This is a genomic window from Pseudomonas sp. VA159-2 (assembly GCF_024126635.1).
Lineage (GTDB): Bacteria > Pseudomonadota > Gammaproteobacteria > Pseudomonadales > Pseudomonadaceae > Aquipseudomonas > Aquipseudomonas muyukensis.
On record NZ_JAMYBV010000015.1, the window covers coordinates 1 to 24,545 of the forward strand.

The following is a 24,545-nucleotide window of genomic DNA, read 5'->3' on the forward strand; positions in this document are numbered from 1 at the left end:
CGGGCATCCATGCCCGTCACCTCCCTACGCAAGGCCTGCGTTCGGCCTCCTGAAGTCGCGAAGTTACGGGCGGCGCCTGCACTGGCGCAGCTGTCGCGCGTTGGGTTGGGCGCTAGCCTCTCGTTCGGCAACGGCAACGGCAACGGCAACGGCAACGGCAACGGCAACGGCAACGGCATCTGCCGTTAACTGCGTTCCCACATCGACCTGAATCCTTGCGCTTCTTCAACCAGCCAGTCATGCACCGCCCGTGCACCTGGCTGGTTCAGCCCTCCCGGCGGGTATAGCAGCACATAGCGCTTGTGGTTGGCGATCGGCACGCCGAACGGCACGATCAAGGCGCCACGCTCGAGCTCGTCGTTGAGCAGCGTGCGCCGGGCGATGGCCACGCCGATGCCGGCAATGGCCGCCTCGATGGTCAGGTGGTTGCGGTTGAACGTATGCCCACGCCGCACATCCAGCCCGGCGGCACCGATACCCTCGAGGTAGAACTCCCATTCCGCATACTCCGAGCTGCCGCGCCAGGCTGTGATGTCGTGCAGCAGCGGATAGTGGGCCAGGTCGGCCGGGCCATGCAGCGGCGGCCGCCCACGCAGCAGCGCCGGGGAGCACACCGGGAAGATCTGCTCGTCCAGCAGCGGGGTGGAGAGCATGCCCGGGTAGCTGCCATCGTTGAGGTCGATGGCCAGGTCGAAGTCCTCCGGATGCAGGGCCTGGTTGCTGTCCTCGGCCACCAGGCGCAGTTCGATGTCCGGGTAGCGCTGCTGGAAGCGCGGCAGGCGCGGCGTCAGCCATTTGGCCAGGAACGAGGGGATCGAGCGCAGGCGCAAGGTGCCGCGGATCTCCCCGGCATCCAGGCGCAGCAGCTCGGCTTCGATGCTGCCGTAGGCCTCGGCCACGGTCTGGGCCAGGCGCTGCCCCTCGGCCGACAGCTCGACCCCACGGGCACGGCGCAGGAACAGGCGAAAGCCCAGGCGCTCCTCGAGCTGGCGCATCTGCTGGCTGACCGCGCCGGGAGTGATGTGCAGCTCCTCGGCGCAGCGGGTGAACGACAGGTGCCGCGCGGCGCAGGAAAACACATGCAGCCAGACGAACACCTGGCCATTGAGTGGCCCTTTCATCGTTTAGTCCTGCTAAAGGCTTGTGTAGGAAGTTTCGTTGGTCAAGCCGACCTGAGCGCGGCAGTATCGCGCAACTTTGTAATACCGTTCAATTTTTCCAGAGAGCCATGGCGTGTTTCTATTGCGCGTCATGGCCAGGCATTAGCATGGCTATCAGTGTTTTCGACCTTTTCAAGATTGGCATCGGCCCGTCCAGCTCCCACACCGTCGGCCCCATGCGCGCCACCGCAACCTTCGCCCAGGCCCTGCGCGAGCGCGGCCTGCTGGCCCGGGTGACGCGGGTCGAGGTGCGCCTGTACGGTTCGCTGTCGGCCACCGGCGTCGGCCATGCCACCGACCGCGCCTGCCTGCTGGGGTTGATGGGCCAGTGGCCCGACCGTATCGATCCGCAGAGCATCGAGCCGCGCATCGACCAGTTGCTGCAGGAGAACAGCCTGTTGCTCGATGGCAGCCACCCGGTCGAATTCCAGTATGCCCGCGACATGCGCCTGCTCGACGAGAACCTGGCCTACCATCCCAATGCCATGACCGTCGAAAGTTTCGCCGGCCACGACAGCCTGTTCAGCCAGACCTATTATTCGGTCGGTGGCGGTTTCATCGTTGAGGCCAGCGAGATCGATGCGCCGCACGGCAGCGGCGCTCAGGTCGAACTGCCTTACGAATTTTCCAGCGGCGCCGAGCTGCTGGCGCTGTGCAAGGCCCACAACCTCAGCGTCAGCCAGCTGATGCTGGCCAACGAATGCGCCTGGCGGCCAGAAAGCGAAGTGCGCGAAGGGCTGCTGAAGATCTGGGCGGCGATGGGCGAGTGCGTCAGCAACGGCTTGCGCAACGAGGGCATCCTGCCCGGAGGGCTCAAGGTCAAGCGCCGTGCCGCGCGCCTGCACCGCAGCCTGCAGGAGCTGGGCAAGCCCAACGTGATCGGTTCGACCCTCAGCGCCATGGAGTGGGTCAACCTGTTCGCCCTGGCGGTCAATGAAGAGAACGCCGCTGGCGGGCGCATGGTCACCGCGCCCACCAATGGGGCGGCAGGGATCATCCCGGCGGTGCTGCACTACTACATGAAATTCAACCCCGGTGCCTGCGACGACGATGTGGTGGCGTTCCTGCTGGCCGCTGCCGCGGTGGGCATCCTGTGCAAGAAGAACGCCTCGATTTCCGGTGCCGAAGTCGGTTGCCAGGGCGAGGTCGGTTCGGCCTGCTCGATGGCCGCCGCCGGCTTGGCCGAGGTGCTAGGCGCCACTGCACCGCAACTGGAGAACGCCGCCGAGATCGCCTTGGAGCACAACCTGGGGCTGACCTGCGACCCGGTGGGCGGCCTGGTGCAGATCCCCTGCATCGAACGCAACGCGATTGCCGCGGTAAAGGCGATCAATGCCGTGCAGATGGCCCTGCGCGGCGATGGCGAGCACTTCATTTCCCTGGACCGGGTGATCCGCACCATGCGCGACACCGGCGCCGACATGCACGCCAACTACAAGGAAACCTCCCGCGGCGGCCTGGCCGTCGCTTTCGTCGAGTGCTGAGCCACAAGCGCTTTGCTGTGCGGGGCGGTTCCCACGAAGCCGTCCCACAACCCTGATTGAACCTGCAACACCCGCTGTACCTGCGACAAAAACAACTACAAGGCGATACCCATGACTGATGTACAAAGCACCACGCGCATGCGTGCGGATTCGGCTGCCCCGGCTGCGGGCTCGAGCACCTGGAACCGTCACGACACCACCTGGGCCCTGGGCCTGTATGGCACGGCCATTGGCGCCGGCACCCTGTTCCTGCCGATCAACGCCGGGGTAGGGGGCTTCTGGCCATTGCTGATCCTGGCACTGCTGGCCTTCCCCATGACCTTCTTCGCCCATCGGGCCTTGACCCGCTTCGTGCTGTCCGGGCGCAAGGGCGGCAACGAAGACATCACCGAGGTGGTCGAAGAGCACTTCGGCACCGGTGCCGGCAAGCTGATCACCTTGCTGTACTTCTTTGCCATCTTCCCGATCCTGCTGGTCTACAGCGTGGCGCTGACCAACACCCTGACCAGCTTCTTCGAGCACCAACTGCACATCGAGCCGCCACCGCGGGCCTTGCTCGCGCTGCTGCTGATCTGCGGGCTGATGATCGTGGTGCGCTGCGGCCAACAGATTATCGTCAAGGCCATGAGCGTGCTGGTCTATCCCTTCGTCGCCTCGTTGCTGTTGCTGGCCCTGAGCCTGATCCCCAACTGGAACGGCGCCTTCTTCGCCCAGGCCAACGAAGGCTTGAGCGCCTCGAAACTGCTGCTGACCCTGTGGCTGGCGATTCCGGTGATGGTGTTTTCGTTCAACCACTCGCCGATCATCTCGGCCTTCGCCGTCGACCAGAAGCACCGCTACGGTGGCGATGCCGACCGCAAGAGCGGCCGCACCCTGGCCACCGCCCACGTGATGATGGTGCTGACGGTGATGTTCTTCTGCTTCAGCTGCGTGCTGGCCCTGAGCCCCGGCGACCTGGCCGCGGCCAAGGCGCAGAACATCTCGATCCTGTCGTACCTGGCCAACCACTTCCAGACCCCGGTGATCGCCTTCGTCGCGCCGCTGATCGCCCTGGTGGCGATCACCAAGTCGTTCCTGGGCCACTACATCGGTGCCAGCGAAGGTTTCCAGGGCATGATCGTCAAGAGCTTGCGTGGGCGTGGCAAGGCCTGGCCAGCCAAGCGCCTGGAGCGCGTCACGGCGTTGTTCATGGTGCTGACCTGCTGGGCGGTGGCGACCCTCAACCCGAGCATCCTTGGGCTGATCGAGAGCCTGGGTGGCCCGGTGATCGCTTGCCTGCTGTTCCTGATGCCGATGTACGCGGTGCACAAGGTGCCGGCGCTGCGCCAGTACTCGGGCAAGCTGTCGAACGTGTTCGTGGTGCTGATCGGCTTGATCACGCTGTCGGCGATCGTCTACAGCTTCATCGCCTGAGGCGCTGAAGCATTGCCGGGCGAGCCCGCCCCCACGCCATGATCACGGCGTGGGGGCGGGCTTTACCGCTCAGGCGCTGTGCACACTCACTTGGCTTTCTGTTGCAGGGCCACGAAGCTGCGGCGCATGTCGCTGGCCCAGCCGTCGAGCACCGGCTTGACGTCGTTCAGGGTCAACTGGGTGGTCTTGTTCTCCAGCTCCTTGCCGCTGCCCTTGCGCACTACCTGGGCCACGACCTTCTGGCTGGCACCGTCGAGGAAGGCCGCCTCCACGGCGATGTCCACCTGCTGGTCGCGACCACCGGCGGCGGTGTTGACCGCGGCGGCGACCAGTGCGATAGGGATCACTTCATAGGGCTTGAGGCCTTCGGTGCTGGTGGACACGGCAGTGATCGCCGGGCGCACCACGATGGTGTTCGGCCCAGGGGCCTTGACCAGGGTCAGCACGCTGCCCAGCTCCCGGCGCATCGCATCGTTGAAGTAGCGGGTGATCTCTTGCAGGGTCTGCGCCGAGATCACTTCGGTGGGCTGGGGCTTGGGATAGAACTGGCTCGGTTCGATGAACACCTTGGTGTACTGGCTGGCCTTGATGTCCGGGTCGATCCAGCGCATCACCGGCGCGCCGGAGACGCTTTCGGCGGGTTTCAGGCGGCTGTAGTCCTTGAGAAATCCGGAGTAGTCCTTGGGGTCGACGCGGTTGCTGGAACAGGCAACCAGCGCCAGCAGGGCAGCGCACAGCAGGGTGGTGCGAGACAGTTGCATCATGATCGAAGGTTCCATGAGGGAAGTGGCCAGAACAACGCTAGCAGGTGGTTGGCGGTTGGCCAGCGGTTGCAGCATCCCTTTGAAGGTCTTTGCGACTTTTCGCAGATGGTCGTTTCAATTCAAGATTGCCGGGGCTGCTGTGCAGCCCTATCGCGACACGAGGCCGCTCCTACAGGTGATCGCAGCGACCGCGGCTCCCCAAACGCTCACCCCAACGCTTCGCGCAACCGGTACCACAACATCCCCATGGCCAGCAGCGGCGAGCGCAACGCCTTGCCGCCGGGGAAGGTCAGGTGCGGCACGCTGCTGAACACATCCAGCCCGTAACTGGCCTGGGTGGCGATGGCCTCGGCCAGCAGTTTCGCCGTCCAGTGGGTGACGTTGAGCCCATGCCCGGAGTAACCCTGGGCATAGAACACGTTGGGGTGCTGGCGCAGCCGCCCGACCTGAGGGAAGCGGTTGGCGGTGATGCCGATCATGCCACCCCACTGGTAGTCCAGGCGCACCTCGGCCAGTTGCGGGAACACCTTGAGCACCTTGGGCCGCATGTAGGCGCCGATATCGCTGGGGTCGCGCCCGGAATAATGGCAGGCGCCGCCGAACAGCAGGCGATTGTCGGCGGTCAGGCGGTAGTAATCCAGGCCGACTTTCTGGTCGCACAGCGCCATGTTCTGCGGGATCAGGCTGCGCGCCAGGCGCTCGGGCAGTGGCTCGGTGGCCACCACGTAGCTGCCGGCGGGCAGCACCTTGCCGCTCAGGCGCGGCTCCAGTTCGTCGAGGTGGGCGTTGCAACCGAGCACCAGGTGTGCGGCGCGCACCTTGCCGCGGGCGGTGTGCAGGGTCACGCTGGCGCCGTGCTCGATGCGCAGGACCGGGCTCTGCTCGAAGATGCGCGCGCCTTGTGCGCTGGCAGCGCGGGCCTCGCCCTGCACCAGGTCGAGCGGGTGCAGGTGCCCCGAGCCCATGTCCACCAGACCGCCGGCGTACAGGTCGCTGGCGACGATTTCATCCAGCCGCGCCTTGTCCACCAGGCGGGTTTCATGGCGGTAGCCCAGCTCGGCCAGGCCACGCTGTTCGGCGGCGAAGGCGGCGAACTGCGCCGGGGTATTGGCCAGCTCGCAGAAGCCCCAGCGCAGGTCGCACGGGATGGCGTACTGCTCGATGCGTCGGGCCACCAGCGCCACCGAGTCGATGCCGGCCTGCTGCAGGTAGCGCACGCCCTCCTGGCCCACGTGGCGGGCAAAGCCCGAGACGTCATGGCCGATGCCGCGGATCAGCTGGCCGCCGTTGCGCCCACTGGCACCCCAGCCGATGCGCCGGGCCTCCAGCAGGATCACCGACAGGCCGCGCTCGGCCAGCTCCAGGGCGGTGTTGACCCCGGTCAGGCCGCCGCCGACCACGCAGACATCGGCCTGCAGGTCCTGCTCCAGCGTGGGGTAGACCGTGCCCTGGCGCGCGCTGGCGGCGTAGTAGGAGGCGGTGTGTTCATTGATGTGTGGCATGGGCGGGCTCGGCTCAGCGGTTGGACTTGATCTTGCTCCAGGAGCGGGTCATCTGCCGCAGGATCCCGGGGCTGGGCATGGTCGAGACATACAACTTGTCCAGCACCTCCTGGGGCGGGTAGATCTCGGGGTTGTCGACCAGGCTGGGGTCCATGTCGGCCTTGGCATCCGGGTTGGCGTTGGCGTAGCCGACCGTGGCGCTGACCTTGGCGATGACCTTCGGGTCGAGCAGGTAGTTGATGAACGCCAGGGCCTGGTCAGGGTTCTTGGCATCCTTGGGGATGGCCAGCAGGTCGAACCACAGGTTGCTGCCTTCCTTGGGAATGCTGTAGGCCACTTTCACCCCGTTGCCGGCTTCCTCGGCGCGATGGGCCGCCTGGAACACGTCGCCGGAGTAGCCGAAGGCCACGCAGACTTCACCGTTGGCCAGGTCCGAGACGTACTTGGAGGAGTGGAAGTAGGTGATGTACGGGCGCAGCGCCAGCAGCCGCGCCTCGGCCTTCTTGTAGTCTTCGGCCTTCTCGCTGCGTGGGTCCATGCCCAGGTAGTTGAGCATGGCCGGGAACAGCTCGTCGGGGGAGTCCATGAACGCCACGCCGCACTGCTTGAGCTTCTGCAAGTTCTTGGGCTCGAACAGCACCGCCCAGGAGTCGACCTTGTCGATGCCGAGCACGGCTTTCACCTTGTCGACGTTGTAGCCGATGCCGTTGGTGCCCCACAGGTAGGGCACGGCGTACTGGTTGCCGGGGTCGTTCTGCTCCAGCTGCTTGAGCAGCTTCGGGTCCAGGTGCTGCCAGTTCGGCAGCTTGCCGCGGTCCAGGGGCAGGAACGCGCCGGCCTGAGCCTGGCGGGCGAGAAAATGGTTGGAGGGCACCACCACGTCGTAACCGGTGCGACCGGCCAGCAGCTTGCCCTCCAGGGTCTCGTTGGAGTCGAACACGTCGTAGATGACCTTGATGCCGCTGCTGGCCTGGAAGTCGGCGAGGGTGGTGTCGCCGATGTAGTCGGTCCAGTTGTACACGCTCACCGTCGGCTGGGCCTGGACGGTGGCGGCGAACAGCAGGGCGAAGGTTGCGGGAAGCAGGGCTTGCGGATGACGCATGTCGACACCTCGTTGGTCTTGTTCTGGGTCGTGGTCTTAACGATGGCTCGGTGCTGGGGCATCGTGGGCGCGGGCTTGCCCCGCGATTGGCTTGAGGGCCTCGTCGCGGGGCAGGCCCGCGCCCACACGATGTGTGATTGATCAGACGCTGAGCAGCAGGAACTCCCGCTCCCATGAGCTGATCACCCGCTTGAAGTTCTCATGCTCGGCACGCTTGACCGCGACGTAGCCCTGGACGAATTGCTGCCCCAGGTACTCGCGCACCTTCTGGCAGTCTTCCATGTGCTGCAGCGCGTCCTCGATGGTGATCGGCAGGCGCAGGTTGCGCCGCTCGTAGGCCCGGCCTTGCACCGGCGCGCTCGGCTCGATGCGCTCGACCATGCCGATGTAGCCGCACAACAGGCTGGCGGCGATGGCCAGGTAGGGGTTGGCGTCGGCGCCCGGCAGGCGGTTTTCCACGCGCATGGCCTCGGGGCTGGAGGTCGGCACGCGCAGCCCGGCGGTGCGGTTCTCCTCGCCCCACTCGACGTTCACCGGCGCCGAGGTGTCGGGCAGGAAGCGGCGGAACGAGTTGACGTTCGGCGCGAACATCGGCAACAGCTTGGGGATGTACTTCTGCAGGCCACCGATGTGGTGCAGGAACAACTCGCTCATGCTGCCGTCGGCGTTGGCGAAGATTGGCCTGCCGCTGGCGATGTCGATCACGCTCTGGTGCAGGTGCATGGCGCTGCCCGGTTCGTCGGTGATCGGCTTGGCCATGAAGGTGGCGGCGACGTTGTGCTTGAGCGCCGCCTCGCGCAGGGTGCGTTTGAACACGGTGATCTGGTCGGCCAGGTCCAGGGCATCGCCGTGGCGGAAGTTGATCTCCATCTGCGCCGGGCCGTCTTCGTGGATCAGCGTGTCCAGGTCCAGGCCTTGCAGCTCGCACCAGTCGTAGACGTCTTCGAACAGCGGGTCGAATTCGTTGGCCGCGTCGATGGAGAACGACTGTCGACCGCTTTCGGCGCGGCCTGAACGGCCCATTGGCACCTGCAGCGGCAGGTCCGGGTCTTCGCAGCGCTGGGTCAGGTAGAACTCCATCTCCGGCGCGACGATCGGCTGCCAACCCTGGTCGGCATACAGTTTGAGCACTTTTTTCAGCACGTTGCGCGGCGACAGCTCGATCGGCTTGCCTTGCTTGTCGAAGGTGTCGTGGATGACGATGGCGGTCGGTTCGATGGCCCAGGGGATCTGGTACACCGCCGTGGGGTCGGGGCGGCAGACCATGTCGATGTCGGCGGCGTCGAGCAGGCTGTAGTAGATGTCGTCGTCGACGTAGTCGCCGGTGACGGTCTGCAGCAGCACGCTTTCAGGCAGGCGCATGCCGCGCTCGTGGAGGAACTTGGCGGTCGGGGCGATCTTGCCGCGGGCGATGCCGGTCAGGTCGCTGATCACGCATTCGACTTCGGTGATCCGGTGTTCTTTCAGCCAGGTGGACAGCTGATCGAAGGGGGCGTTCATACAGACCTCTTGGTTGGGTTGTTGTGGTGGGACGCAAGGCGTGCTGTGCCGTGGGGCACTTCCCACAGGTGACGCTGAGGGCTATCTTGGGCGCAGCCCCGCGGGGCGATCTATCCACTTTCTTCGCCGCTGAATGCACCAAAAGAGTGCAATAGGACCGTGCGTGAATACGCCAACCGCCTTGCAGGTCCGGGATTTACGGACCACCGACGTGACCGAACAGATCCGCGCCACCCCGGGTTGGCAGCAGCAGTACCGGCAGATGTCCCCGGGGCATTTCAACGGGCAGTTGCGCTGGCTCGCGCTGGAGGGCGTGGAGGTCTACGAAGAGCGCCTGAACACCCGGGTCGAACAGTTTTTCCGGGCGCCGAGCGGTGCCTTGGCGTTCTGCTTCGACCGCAGCGAGAACAGCCTGTACCTGCTCAACGAAGACAGCCGCAATATCTGGATCACCCCGGAGAACTACCAGGAGGTGGCGGTGGTGTTCGAGCAGCCGTTTTTGGCCAGCCATGGCCTGGACCTGGAGCGCTTGCGCGGGCTGTTCATGGTGCCGCTGAGCTGCCAGCAGAACGCCCTGTTCGGCAACTGGCTGAGCGCCACGCTGACGCGCCTGGGCCAGGCTGAGCGCCCGCTGGAGGGGCGGGTGCTGGCCGAGCAACTGCTGGAGGACTGCCTGTTCATCCTCGACAACGCCGGCCAGCGCCTGCAAGGCCAGGCCCTGGGGCGGCGCGACGAGGAGCGGGCGATCATGCGCCGGGTCAGCGAATGGGCCGCCGATTGCCCGGAGGAAACCCTCAACCTGCTGGAACTGGCCCAGGTTGCCGGGGTCTCGCTGCGCCAGTTGCAGCAGGCGTTCAAGGCCTTCACCGGTTTGCCGCCGGCGCACTGGCTGCGCTTGCGCAGGCTCAATGGCGCGCGGCGCGACCTGCTGCGCGAGGACGACGTGACGGTGGCCGAGGTGGCCATGCGCTGGTCGTTCTGGCACCTGGGGCGGTTCTCCGAGAGTTATCGCCAGCTGTTTCGCGAGTTGCCGAGCGAGACCCTGCGACGGGGCCGTGGTTTTTGACGCGTGAAGACAACCGGGGCGCGGTCTCATCCACGCTGAATAGCTGACGGCGGACACCGCTCAGCGCCAACACCAGATGACGCCAACCCATTTCTGACGCACACTGCCGAAAAATTCGATGCCTCGTCTCTACGAGACACCGCTGGAGCATGCCAATGGCGCGACCCAACACCTCGACCCCCAACGCCAGCGACTCCGTGCAGCAATCGCGCCTGGTGCGCTTGAAACTGGCCAATGAAGGCGAGCTGCCCTCGGGCATGCTGCGTGACGAGATCGACGCCTCCTGGCGCCGCAGCCTCAGCCATGGCCTGGACTGCCTGCAAGGCGAGCAGGTGGGCCTCGGTACCGAGCAGGGCCCGGACCTGCGCACGCTGCTGGAGCACAACCGCCAGCTCATCGATGCCGTCACCCCGGAGCTGGATTACCTGGTCAAGCGCCAGGGCAATAGCGGCATCGTCATCCTTGGCGACGCCCAGGCCAATGTGCTGGCCATCGAGGGCCAGCAGCAGGTGCTAGCCCGCGAGGGCCTGCGCGATCTGCACCCGGGCAGTTGCTGGAGCGAGGCACTGCGCGGCACCAATGCGATTGGCACGGCGGTGGTCGAAGGCCAACCGACCCTGATCAACTGCGGCGAGCACTACCTCGACCGGCTCAGCCCGTTCTCCTGTACCTCGGTGCCACTACGCGACCCGCACGGCGAGGTGATCGGCGTGCTCGACGTAACGCGCGAAGGGGTCATGGCCCAGCCCCAGGACAGCCTGTCGACGCTGCTGCTGGCCGCCGGGCAGATCGAGAATCGGCTGTTCGCGCTGCAACAGGCCGAGCACCTGGTGCTGGCCTTCCACAGCCGTGCGCAGTACGTGGCCAGCGCCTGGCAGGGCTTGCTGGCGTTGAGCCTGGACGGCGAGGTGCTGGCCGCCAACGACAATGCCTGCCAACTGCTGCGGGCAAGCCGCCAGGCCCTGCTCGGCCAGCCTGCCAGTGACCTGCTGGGCGAACGCTCGCCGGGCTTCATCGCCCGCCTGTGGCAGGGCGGGGTGAGCAGGGCGCAGACCGCCCGCGGCGAGTTCTTCTTCCGGGCCCTGCAAGTGCCGCTGCAAGCGACACTCAAGGGCGCGGTGGCGCCGCCCCGGCCGGCGTCGACGGCCAAGGCCCAGGCCCTCGAGGCGCTGGCCGGTGGCGACGCGCGCCTGGCCCGGGCCTTGCGCATGGCGCGCCAAGGCCTGGCCGGCGGGTTGCCGGTGTTGCTGCTGGGCGAGACTGGTACCGGCAAGGAAGTCACCGCCCGCGCCCTGCACCAGGCCGGCCCGCGTGCCGACAAGCCGTTCGTGGCGGTCAACTGTGCGGCGATCCCCGAAGGCCTGATCGAGTCGGAACTGTTCGGCTACCGCGACGGTGCCTTCACCGGGGCGCGCCGGGGCGGCATGGTCGGGCGGCTGCTGCAGGCCCATGGCGGCACCTTGTTCCTCGACGAGATCGGCGACATGCCGCTGGCCTTGCAGGCCCGCCTGTTGCGCGTGCTGCAGGAGCGCCGGGTCGCGCCGCTGGGGGCCGGTGACGAGCAAGACATCGACGTGGCGTTGATCTGCGCCACCCACCGCGACCTCAAGCGCCTGGTGGCCGAGCAGCGTTTTCGCGAAGACTTGTACTACCGGGTCAACGGCGTGTCGCTGCGCCTGCCGGCGTTGCGCGAGCGCGACGACCTGGCGCCGATCGTCCAAGCGCTGCTGGATAAGTTCGGTGCCCGTGGCGTGCGCCTCGACCCGCCCTTGGCCGCGCTGCTTGAAGGCTTCGACTGGCCAGGCAACATCCGCCAGCTGGAGATGGTGCTGCGTGCCGCCCTGGCCATGCGCGAGGAGGGCGAGACGGTGCTGACCCTCGATCACCTCACCGATTGCCTGCTCGACGAACTGGCCAGCGGCGCGGCGCCCTCCGGCAGCCTGCGCGACAACGAACTGGAATTGATCCGCGCCGCCCTGGCCCGGCACCAGGGCAATGTCTCGGCTGCCGCCGAGGCCCTGGGCATCAGCCGGGCGACGCTGTACCGCAAGCTCAAGCACTTGCGCGGCTGAGCCTGGGGCGTCTGTTCGCGCGCCTGCTCGAGCCTGGTTCGCCAGCAAGGCTGGCGTCTACAGGTTTGCTTGAGGTCGGGCCGTCAGAGCTTCATCATCACCGCCTTGAGCTCGGTGTAATGCTCGATCGCCGCCGCGCCCATCTCGCGACCCACGCCCGACATCTTGTAGCCGCCGAACGGCAGCGCCGGGTCCAGGGCGCTGTGGCAGTTGACCCACACCGAACCGGACTTGATCCGCGGGATCATGCGGTGCACCGCCGCCAGGTCATTGGACCAGATGCTCGCGCCCAGGCCATAGGGGTTGTCGTTGGCCAGGCGCACCACTTCGTCGAGGTCATCGAACGGCATGGCCACCAGCACCGGCCCGAAGATTTCCTCCTGCACCAGGCGGTGGCGCTGATCGACATCCACCAGCACGGTGGGCTTGACGAAGTAGCCCGGGCCGAAGCCTTCACCGCCGCAGGCCAGGGTCGCGCCCAGCTCGCGGCCCAGGTTGATGTAGCCTGTGACCCGATCCTGCTGCTTGGCCGAGATCAGCGGGCCCATCTGCACCGAAGGGTCGAGGCCGTTGCCCAGTTTCATGCCATTGGCGATGCCGGCGATATCGGCCACCACGTTGTCGAAGTGCTTGCGGTGCACGTACAGGCGCGAGCCCGCGCAGCACACCTGGCCCTGGTTGAAGAAGATCGCCATGGCGGCGCCGGCGGCGGCTTCCTGGAGGTTGGCATCGGGCATGACGATGGTCGGCGACTTGCCGCCCAGCTCCAGGGTGACACGGGTCATGTTGTCCATGGCTGCCTTGCCGATCAACTTGCCGACCTCGGTGGAGCCGGTGAAGGTCAGCTTGTCCACGCCGGGGTGGCGGCTGAGGGCCGCACCGGCGTTCAGGCCAGTGCCGGTGACCACGTTGAGCACCCCAGCCGGGTAGCCGGCTTCATCCACCAGCTCGGCGAGCTTGAGCACGCTCAGCGGGGTTTCGTCAGCGGGTTTGAGGACCATGGTGCAGCCAGTGGCCAAGGCCGGGCCGAGTTTCCAGCAGGCCAGCAGCAGCGGGAAGTTCCAGGCGACGATGGCGCCGACCACGCCCACGGCTTCGCGGCGGACGAAGGCGTGGAAGTCGCCGTCGGGCATCAGCGGCATCGACGGCTCCACCGTGCTGCCTTCGATCTTGGTGGCCCAGCCGGCCATGTAGCGCAGGAAGTCGATAGCCAACTGTACATCCATCACCTTGGCCACCACGGCGCTCTTGCCGTTGTTCAGGCACTCCAGTTCGGCGAGCTGCTGGGCGTCGCGCTCCATCAGGTCGGCCAGGCGCCACAGCAGGTTCTGTCGTTCGCGGGGGCGCATGCGGCTCCACGCCGAGTCGTCGAAGGCCTGGCGCGCGGCGTGCACCGCGCGGTCCACGTCCTGGGCCTGGGCCGAGGGCACTTCACCAAGCACTTCGCCGGTGGCCGGGTTACGGAAGGTCATGGTCTGGCCACTTGCGGCATCCTGCCACTCAGCGCCGATACGCATCTTCAGCTTGCGCTCTAGGAAGGCGCGGGTAGCGGGAAGGATCGGCAGTTCGGTATTCATCAGACGGTGCCTCTTGGCTTTTGGGTGGTGGCCAGGGCTTTGGCAAGGGGCGTGCCAAGGGCTGTGACGTTGCGATGGGGCCCGGCGCCAAAGGGTTTTGTCCTGGGTGGCGCAGGCTGGGGGTGGCGCGGGGTGTCGCAGAATGAGACGGGGTGAGACAGGGGCGTGATGGTTGACAGGTGTTCGGCGGCACAAGGTGCTCGCCGAGCGGCCTCAGGCAGGTGCCAGGGCCCCCTGCAGGAACAGCTGCTCGAGGGTCTGGGCGCTGTTGGCGCTGGCGGCGCGGCCGCGGCGCTCGGCATCGACCATGCCGTAGATCATGGTCATGAACATCTCGGTGAAGACCGCCGCACTGATATCGATGCGCAGCACGCCCAGTTGCTGGGCGCGCAGGAAGAAGGCGTCCATGGCCTGGGTATAGGCCAGCCAGCGCTGGTCCTCGGCGTCGTTGAGCAGGGTGTCGGGGCGATACTGGAACATTAGAAACACCAGCATCTCCCGATGCTTGAGGTGTTCGGCGATCAGGTGGCGAATACCGTGGAGCGGCTCGGCCTGGGTCAGGTCAGCTTGCTCGATGACCTGGTTGAGCACGTGTTCGCCATGGTCTTCGAGCATGCTCAGCAGGTTTTCCCGGGTGCCGCAGAAGCGGTGCAGGGTGGCCTTGCTGACGCCGGCGGTCTCGGCCAGCTCTTTGAGGGTGGCACGGGGATGGACCACGATGGCGTGGGCCAGCGCCTTGAGCAGGCGTTCTTCTTGGAGGGTGATGCGCATGGGGGGCCTCGAGTCGATGTCTGGCTATGCCAAAGATGCTCGAGTGTATCATGTGAGACTAAAAAGACTCGAACTCGATGCTGCATCTTGCTGGCGAACCCGGCGCTGTGTCGCCGGTTCGCCAGCCAGTCGGCTGCCACTGGGTCAGTGAGGGGCGCGCGGGATGGTCTTGAGCAGGTCTTCCGGGCTGATGTGCCCGACCACCTGGGCCACCGCGCTGCCGGGGGTCGGCAAGTCGATGATGTGGCTTTTCATCTTGCCGATCACATGCATCTCGCACGGCTTGCAGTCGAACTTAAGGGTCAGCACTTCGTCGCCCTGGATCAGTTGCATCGGCGCCACCTTGGTGCGCACCCCGGTGACGCCCTTGGCCTGCTTGGGGCACAGGTTGAACGAGAAGCGCAGGCAATGCTTGGTGATCATCACCGGCACTTCGCCGTGCTCCTCGTGCGCTTCGTACGCCGCGTCGATCAGCTGCACGCCGTGCCGGTGGTAGAAGTCGCGGGCCTTCTGGTTGTAGACGTTGGCCAGGAACGACAGGTGCGACTCTGGGTATACCGGCGCCGGTGTGGTTTCGGCCTTGCGCGAGCCGCGCGGGTGGGCCTGGACGCGAGCCTGGGTCAGCGCCTCGATGGCTTCGCGGCGCAGGGCCTTGAGCTGCGAGTTGGGGATGAAGTACGCCTGTGGCGCATCCAGCTCGATGGCGTTGGCGTGGTACATCGTGGTGCCCAACTGGCCGAGCAGGTCGTGCAGTTGCTCCAGCGCCTGCTGCGGCTTGTTGGCCACGCCGAACGGGCCGTCCAGCGCCACTTGCACGCTGACGCCTTCCTCGCTGCTGACGGTCAGCATCAGCCGCTGTTCGGTCAGTACCGCGTGCCACTCGATGCCGACACGGCGCTCGGCCGAGGTGCGCTGCAGGGCTTGCTGCCAGTTGTGGTCGAGGTTGCGCGACAGCGGGTGGTTGGGGCGCAGCTTGTACAGGCCCTCGGGCATTTCGTTGGGTTCGACGCGGTAGCGGTAGCGCTTCTGGCCGTCTTCCTCGGATTCGCTCTTGAGCTCGGCGATGTTGGCGCGAAAACCTACGACTTCACGCTTGACCAGTACGTTCAGGCCGTCACCGTTGGTCAGCGGCACCTCGGTGAGCACCTGCAGGTCGCGCTTGCCGACTTTTTCCACCACGCCCACCGGCAAACCGGTGAAGGTCGGCGAGTCGAAGGCGCCGATGTCGACCTTGCGCTCGGTGACGAAGTAGTCGGTGCTGCCGCGGTGGAAGGTCTTGTCCGGGTCGGGCAGGAAGAAGTGCTCGGTACGGCCGCTGGAGGCGCGGGCCAGTTGCGGGCGGCCTTCGAGAATGGCGTCGAGTTCCTTGCGGTAGTGGGCGGTGATGTTCTTCACATAGCCCACGTCCTTGTAGCGGCCCTCGATCTTGAACGAGCGCACGCCGGCATCGACCAGGTCGGCCAGGTTGGCGGTCTGGTTGTTGTCCTTCATCGACAGCAGGTGCTTCTCGAAGGCGACCACGCGGCCCTGGTCGTCCTTGAGGGTGTACGGCAGGCGGCAGGCCTGGGAGCAGTCGCCACGGTTGGCGCTGCGCCCGGTCTGGGCGTGGGAAATGTTGCACTGACCGGAGAAGGCCACGCACAGCGCGCCATGGATGAAGAACTCGATGGCCGCGTCGGTTTCGGCGGCGATGGCGCGAATCTGCTGCAGGTTCAGTTCACGGGCCAGCACCAGCTGGGAAAAACCGGCCTGGTCGAGGAACTTGGCCCGCTCCAGGGTACGGATGTCGGTCTGGGTGCTGGCGTGCAGCTCGATCGGCGGGATGTCCAGCTCCATCACCCCCAGGTCCTGGACGATCAGCGCGTCGACGCCGGCGTCGTACAGCTGGTGAATCAGCTGGCGCGCAGGTTCCAGTTCGTTGTCGTGGAGGATGGTATTGAGGGTGGTGAACACCCGGGCGTGGTAGCGCCGGGCGAACTCGACCAGGCCGGCGATGTCGCTGACATCGTTGCAGGCGTTGTGGCGCGCGCCGAAGCTTGGGCCGCCGATGTAGATGGCGTCAGCGCCGTGCAGGATCGCCTCGCGGGCGATGCTCACGTCACGGGCAGGGCTGAGCAGTTCCAGGTGGTGCTTTGGAAGGGACATGTCGTTATAGGTCGGGCTTCACGGTGAGGCGGGCATTGTAGCGGTGAAATGGTTCGACGGCACCCTCAGGGTGCTGGATGGCCTGGTTCGCGGGGCGTGACAGCGCAGCTTGCCCCGCGAGCGACCGCGTTGACTTCAGCCTTTGGCCGCCATCGCCGTCACCTCCACGCGCATCCCTGCGAACGCCAGCGCAGCCACGCCCACTGCCGCGCGCACCGGCCATGGCTTGCTGAAGAAGCGCTGGTAGACCTCGTTGAACGCGGCGCGGTCGGCCATGTCGGTGAGGTAGATGGTCAGGTGCAGTACCCGGTCCATCGAGCTGCCGGCGCGTTCCAGGGCGACTTTCAGCGCTTGCAGGGTGCATTCGCACTGGGTGGTGATGTCGCCGAGCTCCAGGCTACCGTCGGCGTGCACCGGGATTTGGGTGCTGACCAGGATGCCGTTGTACTCGGCGACGTCCGAGGAAATCGAGTCGGCGTCTGGATCGGGGGTGTAGATGATGTCGTTATTGGCCATGGGGCTCGCCTTGCAACGGAAGGAAAGCGGCAAGCCTACGCGAGCGCGCCGGGCAGGTCGAGGCGGGTACTGGTCGCGGGCATTTGAAATGCACGGCCAGCCCCGGCAGAATCGCGCCCCGACCCGGCCGTAGGCGCCGGGCCTAGGTTGTGAGAGAGGCAGCAGTTGAACGAACACAGATTGTCCGCGCGCCTGGAGCGCGTGGCGGCCCATGTCCCGGCGGGCGCGCGCCTGGCCGATATCGGCTCGGACCACGGCTACCTGCCGGTGGCGCTGGTGCGCCGTGGGGCGATCAGCGCCGCGGTGGCCGGCGAGGTGGCGTTGACGCCGTTTCTTTCGGCCCAGCGCACCGTGCGTGACAACGGCCTCGAGGCGCAGGTCAGCGTGCGTCACGCCGATGGCCTGGCGGCGATCGCGGCGCAGGATGGCATCACCGCGGTCAGTGTCTGCGGCATGGGCGGCGAGACCATCTGCGCCATCCTCGAGGCGGGCAAGGCGTATCTCAGCGGCCAGGAGCGCCTGATCCTGCAACCCAACGGCGGCGAGCAGCCGCTGCGTCAGTGGTTGATGGACAACGGCTATCGGATCCTGGTCGAGGAAGTGCTGCGCGAGAACCGCTTCGACTACGAAATCATCGTTGCCGAGCGCAGCGAGGCGGTGCGCTACAGCGCCGAGCAGCTGTACTTCGGTCCGTTGCTGATGGCGGCGCGCAGCCCAGCGTTCCTGGTCAAGTGGCGGCGCATGCTGCGCCAGAAGCAGCAGACCCTGGAAAATTTCGCCCGAGCACGGCAGGCGGTACCGGAGCAGAAGGTGCGGGAAATGACCCAGCAGGCCCGCTGGATCAGCGAGCTGCTGGGCTGATTGCGCGCGGCGCCTGGCAAGCCGGCTACCATGGAACAAACCGTTAACGCTGTGGGAGCGGCCTTGCGTCGCGAAAGGGCTGCGCAGCAGCCCCAGCAATTTCGATGAGGGCTCGGAATCTAGGGCCGCTACGCGCCCCTTTCGCGACGCAAGGCCGCTCCCACAGGGCATGGTTCCCTGCGCGACAGCACGGCGGTCAGCACGGATCCGCCAGCGCCGCCGGCACCTTGAGCACCAGCAACCCACCCAGCATGATCGCCACCGCCAGCACCTGCAGGGCCAGCCCTGGGCTTGCGGCGGTATCGCGCATCCAGCCGATCAGGTAAGGCGCCAGGAACGCCGCGATGCTGCCGAACGAACTGATCATGGCAATCCCGGTGACCTGGGCAGTGCCCGCCAGGAACGCCGGCGGCAGTTGCCAGAACATCGGCAGGGCCGCGCTGGCACCCATGCCGGCGACCACCAGCCCAGCCATCACCAGCAACGGGCTACCAGGTACCAGGCCCGCCAAAGCGATGCCGGCGGCGGCCATCAGCAACGGCACGCACAGGTGCCAACGGCGCTCAGCCAGGCGATCGGACGAGCGCCCGCAGGCCAGCATGAACAGGCAACCGGCCAGGTAGGGAATGGCGCTGAGCAGGCCGACTTGGCCGTCGCTGCCGATACCGGCGCCATGGATCAGGCTGGGCATCCAGAACGCCAGGGTGTTGACCGCCAGCATCACCGCGAAATACACCGCCACCAGCAACCACACATGGGCATCGCTGCACAGCCCGCGCCAGGACGTGACCGGCTTGCGGCGCTCTTCGCCGGCCATTTCCGTGCGCAGGGCGTGCTTTTGCGCGTCGCTCAGCCAGCTCACCTGCTCGAAGCTGTCCGGCAGTGCCTTGAGTACCACCAGGCCGAGCAGGACCACCGGCATGCCCTCGATCAAGAACATCCACTGCCAGCCGCGCAACGCGCCGTGGTCATGCATGGCCTGCAGGATAGCGCCGGACAACGGCCCGCCGAGCACCCCGGCCAGCGGCACGGCAATGGCGAACAGCGCGGTGACCTGGGCCCGGCGCCGGGCGGGGTACCAACGGTTGAGCACCACCAGGATGCCGGGGAAAAAGCCCGCTTCGGCCACCCCCAGCAAAAAGCGCAGGACATAGAACCCGGCGGCGCCCTCGACGCTCATCATGGCGCTGGACAGCAGCCCCCAGGTGATCATCAGCGTGGCGATCCAGCGGCGTGGCCCAACCCGTTCCAGGGCCAGGTTGCTGGGCACCCCGAACAGCGCGTAGGCGATGAAGAACAGCCCGGCGCCAAGGCCGTAGACGGTATCGGAAAAGCCCAGGTCGGCGCTCATCTGCATCTTGGCGAAGCCGATGTTGATGCGGTCCAGGTGGGCGAACAGGTAGCACACCAGCAAAAGCGGCATCAGCCGCCAGGTGACACGGGCGTGGGTGCTGGGCGAGGCGGGGGCGCAGGGCGCGGCGGGGTTATCGGTCGGGTTCATGGTCCGGGCTGTTCTTGTTGTTGTCCCGGAAGATCATGCGCTGTGGCGAGGGCAGGGCAAATGCACTTTCAGTACGTTGGCTGGTATTTTTCCCGCAGCTCACTGCTGCGAGCAGTTGCCCATTTCGCGGTAGTCGACTTCGCGGGTCTGGCCCTGGCGGTCGATGTAGACCATGTGCGCGGTGCCTATCTGGCAGTCGGCGGCGTTGCTCGCCGGGGTGATGGAGATGACCTTGGCCACGTCGAGCGGCATGCCGTATTCGTAGGTTTGGGCGTCAGTGGCGGCCAAGGCGCCGAACGAAGCCAGCGAAGTGCAAAGGGCGATGAAGGCGAGTGAAGATTTCATGAGCAGCTCCTGTTTGTGAAACATGCCTCATGATCCATTCATTTACGTTTCACAATAAATGGGCTATCCCGTGATAGATTCATGCTCATTACGTATGAATGAGGCATCAGCTCATGGATATGCTGCATGCAATGCGCACCTTTGCCCGGGTGGTGGAGTGCGGCAGCTTCGCGGCGGCGGCCAGCGCCCTGGACATCTCGGCGGCGCAGGTATCGCGGATCGTTGCCGAACTGGAGAACCAGTTGCAGACCCGCCTGTTGCACCGCACCACCCGACGCCTGCGCATGAGCGAGGCGGGCGAGCGCTTCCTGGAGCGTGCGCGACAGATCATGCTGCTCACCGAGGAAGCCATGGACGAGGCCCGTGGCGCCCACCTGACCCCGCGTGGGCGCTTGCGCATCCATTGCACCCACGGCCTGGGGTTGTTGATGATGCCTTTGGTGGCGCGCTACAACGCGACCTGCCCGGAGGTGGTCATGGAGCTGACACTGTCCCAGCGCAACCCCGACCCGCTGGCCGAAGGGCATGATGTGGTGATCGCCATCGGCCAGGGCCTGCCGGACTCGCAACTGATCGCCATCCCCTTGGGCAGCATCCACAGCATTCTGTGCGCCTCGCCCGACTACCTCGAGCGCCAGGGCGTGCCGCAGCGCCCCGAAGACCTGCACGGGCATGTCTGCCTGCGCACGGTCGACCCGTTGTTCGAGGAGGACTGGTCGTTCGAAGGCAGCCCGCAGGATTGCGTGATCGTGCCCCAGGACACCTTCCTGACCAATGTCGCCGACGCGATGCTCAAGGCCACGGAGCTGGGCATGGGGATCGGGCTGCTGCCTTATTATTCGGCGAGCCTGGCGATGGAAGAAGGGCGCCTGCTACGTTTGTTGGCCCCGCATCGGCTACGCCAGCGCGAGATCTATGCGATCTACCCGTCGCGGCATTACCTGGATGCCAAGGTGCGCACCTGGCTGGATTATCTCAAGGCGCAGTTGCCGTTGCTGTTTGCCGAGCACGAGCGGGTGGTGGAGCAGGCGCGGTATTGGCGTTGAGGGGACCTGATGCTGCCATTGCCGCAGGCGCCGGCAAGGCCGGCGCCTGCGGCAATGGCCTCAAGCCTTAGCGGCTGTCCTGGTCCTCGGCGGTACCTCCCGACGCCCCGGCGCCACTGCCGGTTGCCTCGCCGGTGCTGTTCGAGCCTCCCGCGGCGCCGTCGGCGGCATCCGAACCGCTGCCGGTATCGCTGCTGTCATTGCTGCGGCTGCCGCCGGGATCGTTCACGCTGCTGCCTTCACCGGCCGTCTTGCCCTTGGGCTGATCGCCCGATGACTGGCCACTGTGGCCAGCGCTGCCGTGCATGTCGGTGGCGGCGAAACTGACGGCCGATGCCAGGCCCAGGGTCAGGGCCAGCAGGACGGCGAGGGGGCGGTTACGGACCATGATGCGTCTCCTGTGGGATGAACTGTCATGGCTTTGGCCACCGGTGCCGGTCCGAGGTGCCCGCGGCGCGACGACCGGTCACGAACAGGGCCGCGCAGCGGCCCTTGGCGGATTCAGCCGAGGTCGGGCCGAGGGTTCGCAGGCGCGGCCGCCATCGCATCCAGGGTCGGATGCTCCTGGGCCGCGTGCATCAGGTCCTCGGTGACCCGCAGCTCGGCACCGGTCGGCGAGAAGGTCGCGGTCGGCGCGAACGGTGCCGGGTGCTCCGGGGCCGGGCGCTTGCCGCGGCGCCACAGGAAGAACGCGACCATGGCCAGGTTGATCACCGCGAAGGCCCAGAACAGCCCGACCTCGCCGTAGGAGGTCATCATCGGCGAAATGGCCAGTGGCGCCAGCGCCGAACCCAGCGAGTTGATCAGCAGCAGGCCCTGGATCATCGGCACCAGCGCATCGGCCGGGGCCCGGTCGGCGGCGCTGCTGACCGCCACCGGGTACAGCGCGAACACGCCACCACCGAGCAGGAACAGCAGGGCCGGCAGCAGCAGGGTGTCGGCCGGCAGCAGCACGATCAGCAGCGACAGCACGGTACACAGCGCCGCCAGGGCGATCAGCACGGTCTGCCGGTCCTTGCGGTCGGACCAGCGGCCCACCGGGTACTGCAACAGCATGGCACCGAGGATCACCCAGGCCATCATCCCGCCGACCTCGCCCACATCCATGCCGATGCGCTGCAGGTACAGCGGCAGCAGGGTGTAGATCGCGGCAATGGCCACGCCGGAACCAAAGCAGCCGACCAGCCCGGTCGGCGCCACGCCCAGCAACTGGCGCGGCTTGAGCGGCTCGACCTGGTCCAGCAGCGGCGATACCCGCGGCAGGATCACGATCGGCAGCACCGACAGCGTGGCCAGCATGCCGGCGAGCATGAACGGCGCGGTGTCACCCAGGCGGGTGATCTCGCCCAGGCCGGCCTGGGCGATCACCCCCGCGCCGTAGAAGGTGATCATGTACAGCGCCAGCAGGCGACCGCGGATCTTGGCGTCGCCGGCCAGCAGCAGCCAGCTCTCGATGACCAGGAACACGCCGACGGCGGCCCAGCCGTTGATCAGGCGCAGCACCGACCACCAGGTGGTGTCGTAGAACAGCCCTTGCAGCAGGATGGTCGCGCCGATCAGCGCGGCGAAGCTGCTGTAGGCGCGGATATGGCCGATGCGCAGGATCAACCGGTCGTTGAACACTGCGCCCAGGGTCAGGCCGATGAAGTAGGTCGAGGAGACGATACCGATGGTGGTCGCCGATTCGCCGGCGGCGCCCAGGCGCAGGGTGGTCAGGGATGACAGGAAGCCATTGCCCAGGGCAATGATGAACAAGCCGAGCAGGGGCGCCAGCGCCATCGCCAGCAAACGCGCAGACATACGTACCTCAAGTTGGAACACGCGGATATACGCCGTGTCGGCGCGCGAGCGCTGCGCGTGGGCAGGAGGCGCAAGGCCGGGGGCGACGGGAAAAGGAGGCGGGATTTTACGGTGTGTGGCGGATTTGCCAAGGGGGAGGTGCCTGCGACGAGAGGCCGCAGGGGGCGGGATTTACAGCCCCCCCCTATTTCAGTTGAGCAACAACCGCTCATGCACCCAGCCCCGCTCGGTCAGCACCATGCTGCGGGTTTCCTCCAAGGGCTGCTCAGCACTGGCCAGTGCCTGGCCAAGCCCGGCGATTCCCGCCTGCACCGCGCGATCGGCGGCCCAGCTCGGCAGGTCGGTCACCCGGTAGCTGTAGGTGACCTGTGCCTGGGTCCGCCCCTGGTGCTCGCTGGGTTCACTGAAGCCCTTGATGGCGGTGACCTCGGCCTTGCCAAAGCACAACCCACCCAGGCTGCCAGCCTTGTCCTGGCGCACATCGGCCTTGTAGTAGCGGCGGCCCTCGTCGGTGAGCTCATAGGCATAGTAGATATCGGTTCGCGCCGGTTGCCACAGGCGCTCGGGCACTTCGGTGCGGCTGATCTCGCGCTCGCTGACCACCCCGACCTGGGCCAGGGCATGCAGGGCCTGGTTGGTCCCCTCGACATCGAAATCGCGGGTGCGGGTAGGAAAAGCGCTGATCACGAAACAGTAGGGGTACTGGGTATCGAGGTAGGCCTGGGCGGCCTGGCGTAGGTCGGCTTCGTTGGGCTGCTGGCCGCCCGAGCAGCCGGCCAAGGTTGCCAGCAGTGCCAGCGCTATGAGCTTCCTGTCCATGGTAAGGCTTCCTTGAATGTACGACGCCAGGATTAAAACCCGCGTTGCAGAGCTCCCGCAATCGTGGCAAGACGACATGTCGGCGCGGTTGTGCGGCGGTTGGCAAAGCACCCATGCACCGCGGCGGCGGCTTGCCCGGCAATTTGCCAACGCTCATCCATACTCCTGTGATTCGCCCCGGTGCCACCGGGGACCGTCAACGAGGAGCAGGCGATGGCCAAGGCCGGGGGTAGCAAACGCAAGCACGACAACGCATCGGAAAAACTCGGGCGCAAGCATTACGAGGCGCAGCTCAAGCGCCTGCACGTGGAACTGGTCAAGCTCCAGCAGTGGGTAGTGGCCAAGGGCCTTAAGGTGTGCATCGTCTTCGAGGGCCGCGACGGTGCCGGCAAGGGCGGCACGATCAAGGCCATTACCGAGCGGGTCAGCCCACGGGTGTTCCGCGTGGTGGCGCTGCCGGCGCCCACCGACCGGGAAAAGACCCAGATGTACGCCCAGCGCTACCTGACCCACCTGCCGGCCGCCGGCGAGGTGGTGATCTTCGACCGCAGCTGGTACAACCGCGCCGGGGTCGAGCGGGTGATGGGCTTTTGCAGCGACGAGCAGGCGCACAAGTTCCTCACCGTGGTGCCGATGTTCGAGCGGATGATGGTCGAGTCGGGGATCATCCTCATCAAGTACTGGCTCGAAGTCAGCGCCGAGGAGCAGACCAGGCGCCTGCAGGACCGCATCAACGACGGGCGCAAGCTGTGGAAGCTGTCACCGATGGACGTCAAGTCCTATAACCGCTGGGACGACTACACCCGCGCCCGCGACGACATGTTCGCCGCCTCCGACTCTTCCTGGGCCCCCTGGTACATGGCGCGCTCCGAAGACAAGCGCAAGGCGCGGCTGAACATCATCAGCCACCTGTTGCAGCAGATCCCCTACAAGGACCTGCGCCACGAACACAAGGTGGTGCTGCCCAAGCGCGGCAAGATCGGCAAGTACCAGGCCCAGCCTTACCCGTTCAAGATGGTCGCCGAGCGGTTTTGAATCATGGAGAGTGGGCCTTGGTGCATGCGCTGATCTGGCGTTCGGCAGACCCGGAATACTCAAAGG

Annotated in this window: 22 protein-coding genes; 8 read left to right on the forward strand and 14 right to left on the reverse strand. The window is 66.3% G+C overall.

Annotated elements, in window-relative coordinates; all coding sequences use genetic code 11:
• Positions 1 to 189: hypothetical protein (locus NJG22_RS15750; RefSeq protein WP_253095772.1), on the forward strand; the 189-nt coding region annotated here is incomplete at its 5' end.
• Here NJG22_RS15750 and NJG22_RS15755 read toward each other — a convergent pair.
• The gene (locus NJG22_RS15755; protein ID WP_217847753.1) at positions 186 to 1,121 is read right to left on the reverse strand and encodes a LysR substrate-binding domain-containing protein; all 936 of its coding nucleotides are present in this window, start codon (positions 1,119 to 1,121) and stop codon (positions 186 to 188) included. The genes NJG22_RS15750 and NJG22_RS15755 overlap by 4 nt on opposite strands.
• Positions 1,122 to 1,267: 146 nt before the next feature.
• Between NJG22_RS15755 and NJG22_RS15760 the strand changes: the two genes are divergently transcribed.
• A complete protein-coding gene (locus NJG22_RS15760) occupies positions 1,268 to 2,644 on the forward strand; it encodes an L-serine ammonia-lyase (protein WP_253095775.1) in 1,377 nt (458 codons plus the stop codon).
• Positions 2,645 to 2,782: 138 nt separating this feature from the next.
• Positions 2,783 to 4,057: a serine/threonine transporter gene (locus NJG22_RS15765; RefSeq protein WP_253095974.1), complete on the forward strand. Its 1,275-nt coding sequence runs from the start codon at positions 2,783 to 2,785 to the stop codon at positions 4,055 to 4,057.
• A gap of 86 nt (positions 4,058 to 4,143) precedes the next feature.
• On the opposite strand, the gene NJG22_RS15770 is transcribed toward NJG22_RS15765, so the two are convergent.
• The 4 genes from NJG22_RS15770 to NJG22_RS15785 all read right to left on the reverse strand — a co-directional run bounded on the left by NJG22_RS15770 (position 4,144) and on the right by NJG22_RS15785 (position 8,925).
• On the reverse strand, positions 4,144 to 4,836 hold the full coding sequence (locus NJG22_RS15770) for a DUF3313 domain-containing protein (protein ID WP_253095785.1): 693 nt from the start codon (positions 4,834 to 4,836) through the stop codon (positions 4,144 to 4,146).
• A gap of 191 nt (positions 4,837 to 5,027) precedes the next feature.
• A complete protein-coding gene (locus NJG22_RS15775; RefSeq protein WP_253095787.1) occupies positions 5,028 to 6,323 on the reverse strand; it encodes an FAD-binding oxidoreductase in 1,296 nt (431 codons plus the stop codon).
• Between the two features lie 13 nt (positions 6,324 to 6,336).
• Positions 6,337 to 7,425: a polyamine ABC transporter substrate-binding protein gene (locus NJG22_RS15780; protein ID WP_253095788.1), complete on the reverse strand. Its 1,089-nt coding sequence runs from the start codon at positions 7,423 to 7,425 to the stop codon at positions 6,337 to 6,339.
• Positions 7,426 to 7,566: 141 nt separating this feature from the next.
• Positions 7,567 to 8,925 (reverse strand): glutamine synthetase family protein, encoded by a 1,359-nt coding sequence (locus NJG22_RS15785; RefSeq protein ID WP_253095790.1) that lies wholly within the window; start codon positions 8,923 to 8,925, stop codon positions 7,567 to 7,569.
• A 163-nt stretch (positions 8,926 to 9,088) separates the two neighbouring features.
• Between NJG22_RS15785 and NJG22_RS15790 the strand changes: the two genes are divergently transcribed.
• Positions 9,089 to 9,991 (forward strand): helix-turn-helix domain-containing protein, encoded by a 903-nt coding sequence (locus NJG22_RS15790; RefSeq protein WP_253095791.1) that lies wholly within the window; start codon positions 9,089 to 9,091, stop codon positions 9,989 to 9,991.
• Between the two features lie 155 nt (positions 9,992 to 10,146).
• The gene (locus tag NJG22_RS15795; RefSeq protein WP_253095793.1) at positions 10,147 to 12,063 is read left to right on the forward strand and encodes a sigma-54-dependent Fis family transcriptional regulator; all 1,917 of its coding nucleotides are present in this window, start codon (positions 10,147 to 10,149) and stop codon (positions 12,061 to 12,063) included.
• Between the two features lie 83 nt (positions 12,064 to 12,146).
• Here the strand turns inward: NJG22_RS15795 and NJG22_RS15800 are convergent, their stop codons facing one another.
• From NJG22_RS15800 to NJG22_RS15815, 4 genes are all read right to left on the reverse strand, one after another.
• Positions 12,147 to 13,640 (reverse strand): aldehyde dehydrogenase family protein, encoded by a 1,494-nt coding sequence (locus NJG22_RS15800; RefSeq protein WP_253095795.1) that lies wholly within the window; start codon positions 13,638 to 13,640, stop codon positions 12,147 to 12,149.
• 213 nt (positions 13,641 to 13,853) lie between these two features.
• Positions 13,854 to 14,411, reverse strand: a complete 558-nt coding sequence (locus NJG22_RS15805) for a transcriptional regulator (protein WP_253095797.1) — start codon at positions 14,409 to 14,411, stop codon at positions 13,854 to 13,856.
• A gap of 144 nt (positions 14,412 to 14,555) precedes the next feature.
• Positions 14,556 to 16,556, reverse strand: coding sequence for a U32 family peptidase (locus tag NJG22_RS15810; protein WP_253095799.1), 2,001 nt, complete (start codon positions 16,554 to 16,556; stop codon positions 14,556 to 14,558).
• Positions 16,557 to 16,691: 135 nt separating this feature from the next.
• Entirely contained in the window at positions 16,692 to 17,072 is a 381-nt protein-coding gene (locus NJG22_RS15815) for a RidA family protein (protein ID WP_253095801.1), read from the reverse strand.
• 165 nt (positions 17,073 to 17,237) lie between these two features.
• Here NJG22_RS15815 and NJG22_RS15820 point away from each other — a divergent pair, with 165 nt between their 5' ends.
• Positions 17,238 to 17,933, forward strand: coding sequence for a tRNA (adenine(22)-N(1))-methyltransferase TrmK (locus NJG22_RS15820; RefSeq protein WP_253095803.1), 696 nt, complete (start codon positions 17,238 to 17,240; stop codon positions 17,931 to 17,933).
• Positions 17,934 to 18,129: 196 nt separating this feature from the next.
• Here the strand turns inward: NJG22_RS15820 and NJG22_RS15825 are convergent, their stop codons facing one another.
• Complete coding sequence (locus NJG22_RS15825; protein ID WP_253095805.1) at positions 18,130 to 19,434, reverse strand: MFS transporter; 1,305 nt, start codon at positions 19,432 to 19,434, stop codon at positions 18,130 to 18,132.
• A gap of 99 nt (positions 19,435 to 19,533) precedes the next feature.
• The gene (locus tag NJG22_RS15830) at positions 19,534 to 19,779 is read right to left on the reverse strand and encodes a DUF2790 domain-containing protein (protein WP_253095807.1); all 246 of its coding nucleotides are present in this window, start codon (positions 19,777 to 19,779) and stop codon (positions 19,534 to 19,536) included.
• Between the two features lie 113 nt (positions 19,780 to 19,892).
• On the opposite strand from NJG22_RS15830, the gene NJG22_RS15835 reads away from it, so the two are divergent.
• Positions 19,893 to 20,825, forward strand: coding sequence for a LysR family transcriptional regulator (locus tag NJG22_RS15835; RefSeq protein ID WP_217847981.1), 933 nt, complete (start codon positions 19,893 to 19,895; stop codon positions 20,823 to 20,825).
• 67 nt (positions 20,826 to 20,892) lie between these two features.
• On the opposite strand, the gene NJG22_RS15840 is transcribed toward NJG22_RS15835, so the two are convergent.
• The 3 genes from NJG22_RS15840 to NJG22_RS15850 form a co-directional block, all read right to left on the reverse strand.
• The gene (locus tag NJG22_RS15840; RefSeq protein ID WP_253095809.1) at positions 20,893 to 21,213 is read right to left on the reverse strand and encodes a hypothetical protein; all 321 of its coding nucleotides are present in this window, start codon (positions 21,211 to 21,213) and stop codon (positions 20,893 to 20,895) included.
• Positions 21,214 to 21,326: 113 nt separating this feature from the next.
• Complete coding sequence (locus tag NJG22_RS15845) at positions 21,327 to 22,625, reverse strand: MFS transporter (protein ID WP_253095811.1); 1,299 nt, start codon at positions 22,623 to 22,625, stop codon at positions 21,327 to 21,329.
• A gap of 189 nt (positions 22,626 to 22,814) precedes the next feature.
• A complete protein-coding gene (locus NJG22_RS15850) occupies positions 22,815 to 23,444 on the reverse strand; it encodes a hypothetical protein (RefSeq protein WP_253095814.1) in 630 nt (209 codons plus the stop codon).
• Positions 23,445 to 23,657: 213 nt separating this feature from the next.
• Between NJG22_RS15850 and ppk2 the strand changes: the two genes are divergently transcribed.
• Positions 23,658 to 24,479, forward strand: coding sequence for a polyphosphate kinase 2 (gene ppk2, locus NJG22_RS15855; protein ID WP_217847977.1), 822 nt, complete (start codon positions 23,658 to 23,660; stop codon positions 24,477 to 24,479).
• Positions 24,480 to 24,545: the final 66 nt, after the last annotated feature.

What these genes read in the sequence shown, in the direction of transcription:
- NJG22_RS15755 (WP_217847753.1), bottom strand. Translation starts at nt 1,121, where the DNA reads ATGAAAGGGCCACTCAATGGCCAGGTGTTCGTCTGGCTGCATGTGTTT.
- NJG22_RS15760 (WP_253095775.1), top strand. Translation starts at nt 1,268, where the DNA reads ATGGCTATCAGTGTTTTCGACCTTTTCAAGATTGGCATCGGCCCGTCC.
- NJG22_RS15765 (WP_253095974.1), top strand. Translation starts at nt 2,783, where the DNA reads ATGCGTGCGGATTCGGCTGCCCCGGCTGCGGGCTCGAGCACCTGGAAC.
- NJG22_RS15770 (WP_253095785.1), bottom strand. Translation starts at nt 4,836, where the DNA reads ATGGAACCTTCGATCATGATGCAACTGTCTCGCACCACCCTGCTGTGC.
- NJG22_RS15775 (WP_253095787.1), bottom strand. Translation starts at nt 6,323, where the DNA reads ATGCCACACATCAATGAACACACCGCCTCCTACTACGCCGCCAGCGCG.
- NJG22_RS15780 (WP_253095788.1), bottom strand. Translation starts at nt 7,425, where the DNA reads ATGCGTCATCCGCAAGCCCTGCTTCCCGCAACCTTCGCCCTGCTGTTC.
- NJG22_RS15785 (WP_253095790.1), bottom strand. Translation starts at nt 8,925, where the DNA reads ATGAACGCCCCCTTCGATCAGCTGTCCACCTGGCTGAAAGAACACCGG.
- NJG22_RS15795 (WP_253095793.1), top strand. Translation starts at nt 10,147, where the DNA reads ATGGCGCGACCCAACACCTCGACCCCCAACGCCAGCGACTCCGTGCAG.
- NJG22_RS15800 (WP_253095795.1), bottom strand. Translation starts at nt 13,640, where the DNA reads ATGAATACCGAACTGCCGATCCTTCCCGCTACCCGCGCCTTCCTAGAG.
- NJG22_RS15805 (WP_253095797.1), bottom strand. Translation starts at nt 14,411, where the DNA reads ATGCGCATCACCCTCCAAGAAGAACGCCTGCTCAAGGCGCTGGCCCAC.
- NJG22_RS15810 (WP_253095799.1), bottom strand. Translation starts at nt 16,556, where the DNA reads ATGTCCCTTCCAAAGCACCACCTGGAACTGCTCAGCCCTGCCCGTGAC.
- NJG22_RS15815 (WP_253095801.1), bottom strand. Translation starts at nt 17,072, where the DNA reads ATGGCCAATAACGACATCATCTACACCCCCGATCCAGACGCCGACTCG.
- NJG22_RS15825 (WP_253095805.1), bottom strand. Translation starts at nt 19,434, where the DNA reads ATGAACCCGACCGATAACCCCGCCGCGCCCTGCGCCCCCGCCTCGCCC.
- NJG22_RS15830 (WP_253095807.1), bottom strand. Translation starts at nt 19,779, where the DNA reads ATGAAATCTTCACTCGCCTTCATCGCCCTTTGCACTTCGCTGGCTTCG.
- NJG22_RS15835 (WP_217847981.1), top strand. Translation starts at nt 19,893, where the DNA reads ATGGATATGCTGCATGCAATGCGCACCTTTGCCCGGGTGGTGGAGTGC.
- NJG22_RS15840 (WP_253095809.1), bottom strand. Translation starts at nt 21,213, where the DNA reads ATGGTCCGTAACCGCCCCCTCGCCGTCCTGCTGGCCCTGACCCTGGGC.
- NJG22_RS15845 (WP_253095811.1), bottom strand. Translation starts at nt 22,625, where the DNA reads ATGTCTGCGCGTTTGCTGGCGATGGCGCTGGCGCCCCTGCTCGGCTTG.
- NJG22_RS15850 (WP_253095814.1), bottom strand. Translation starts at nt 23,444, where the DNA reads ATGGACAGGAAGCTCATAGCGCTGGCACTGCTGGCAACCTTGGCCGGC.
- ppk2 (WP_217847977.1), top strand. Translation starts at nt 23,658, where the DNA reads ATGGCCAAGGCCGGGGGTAGCAAACGCAAGCACGACAACGCATCGGAA.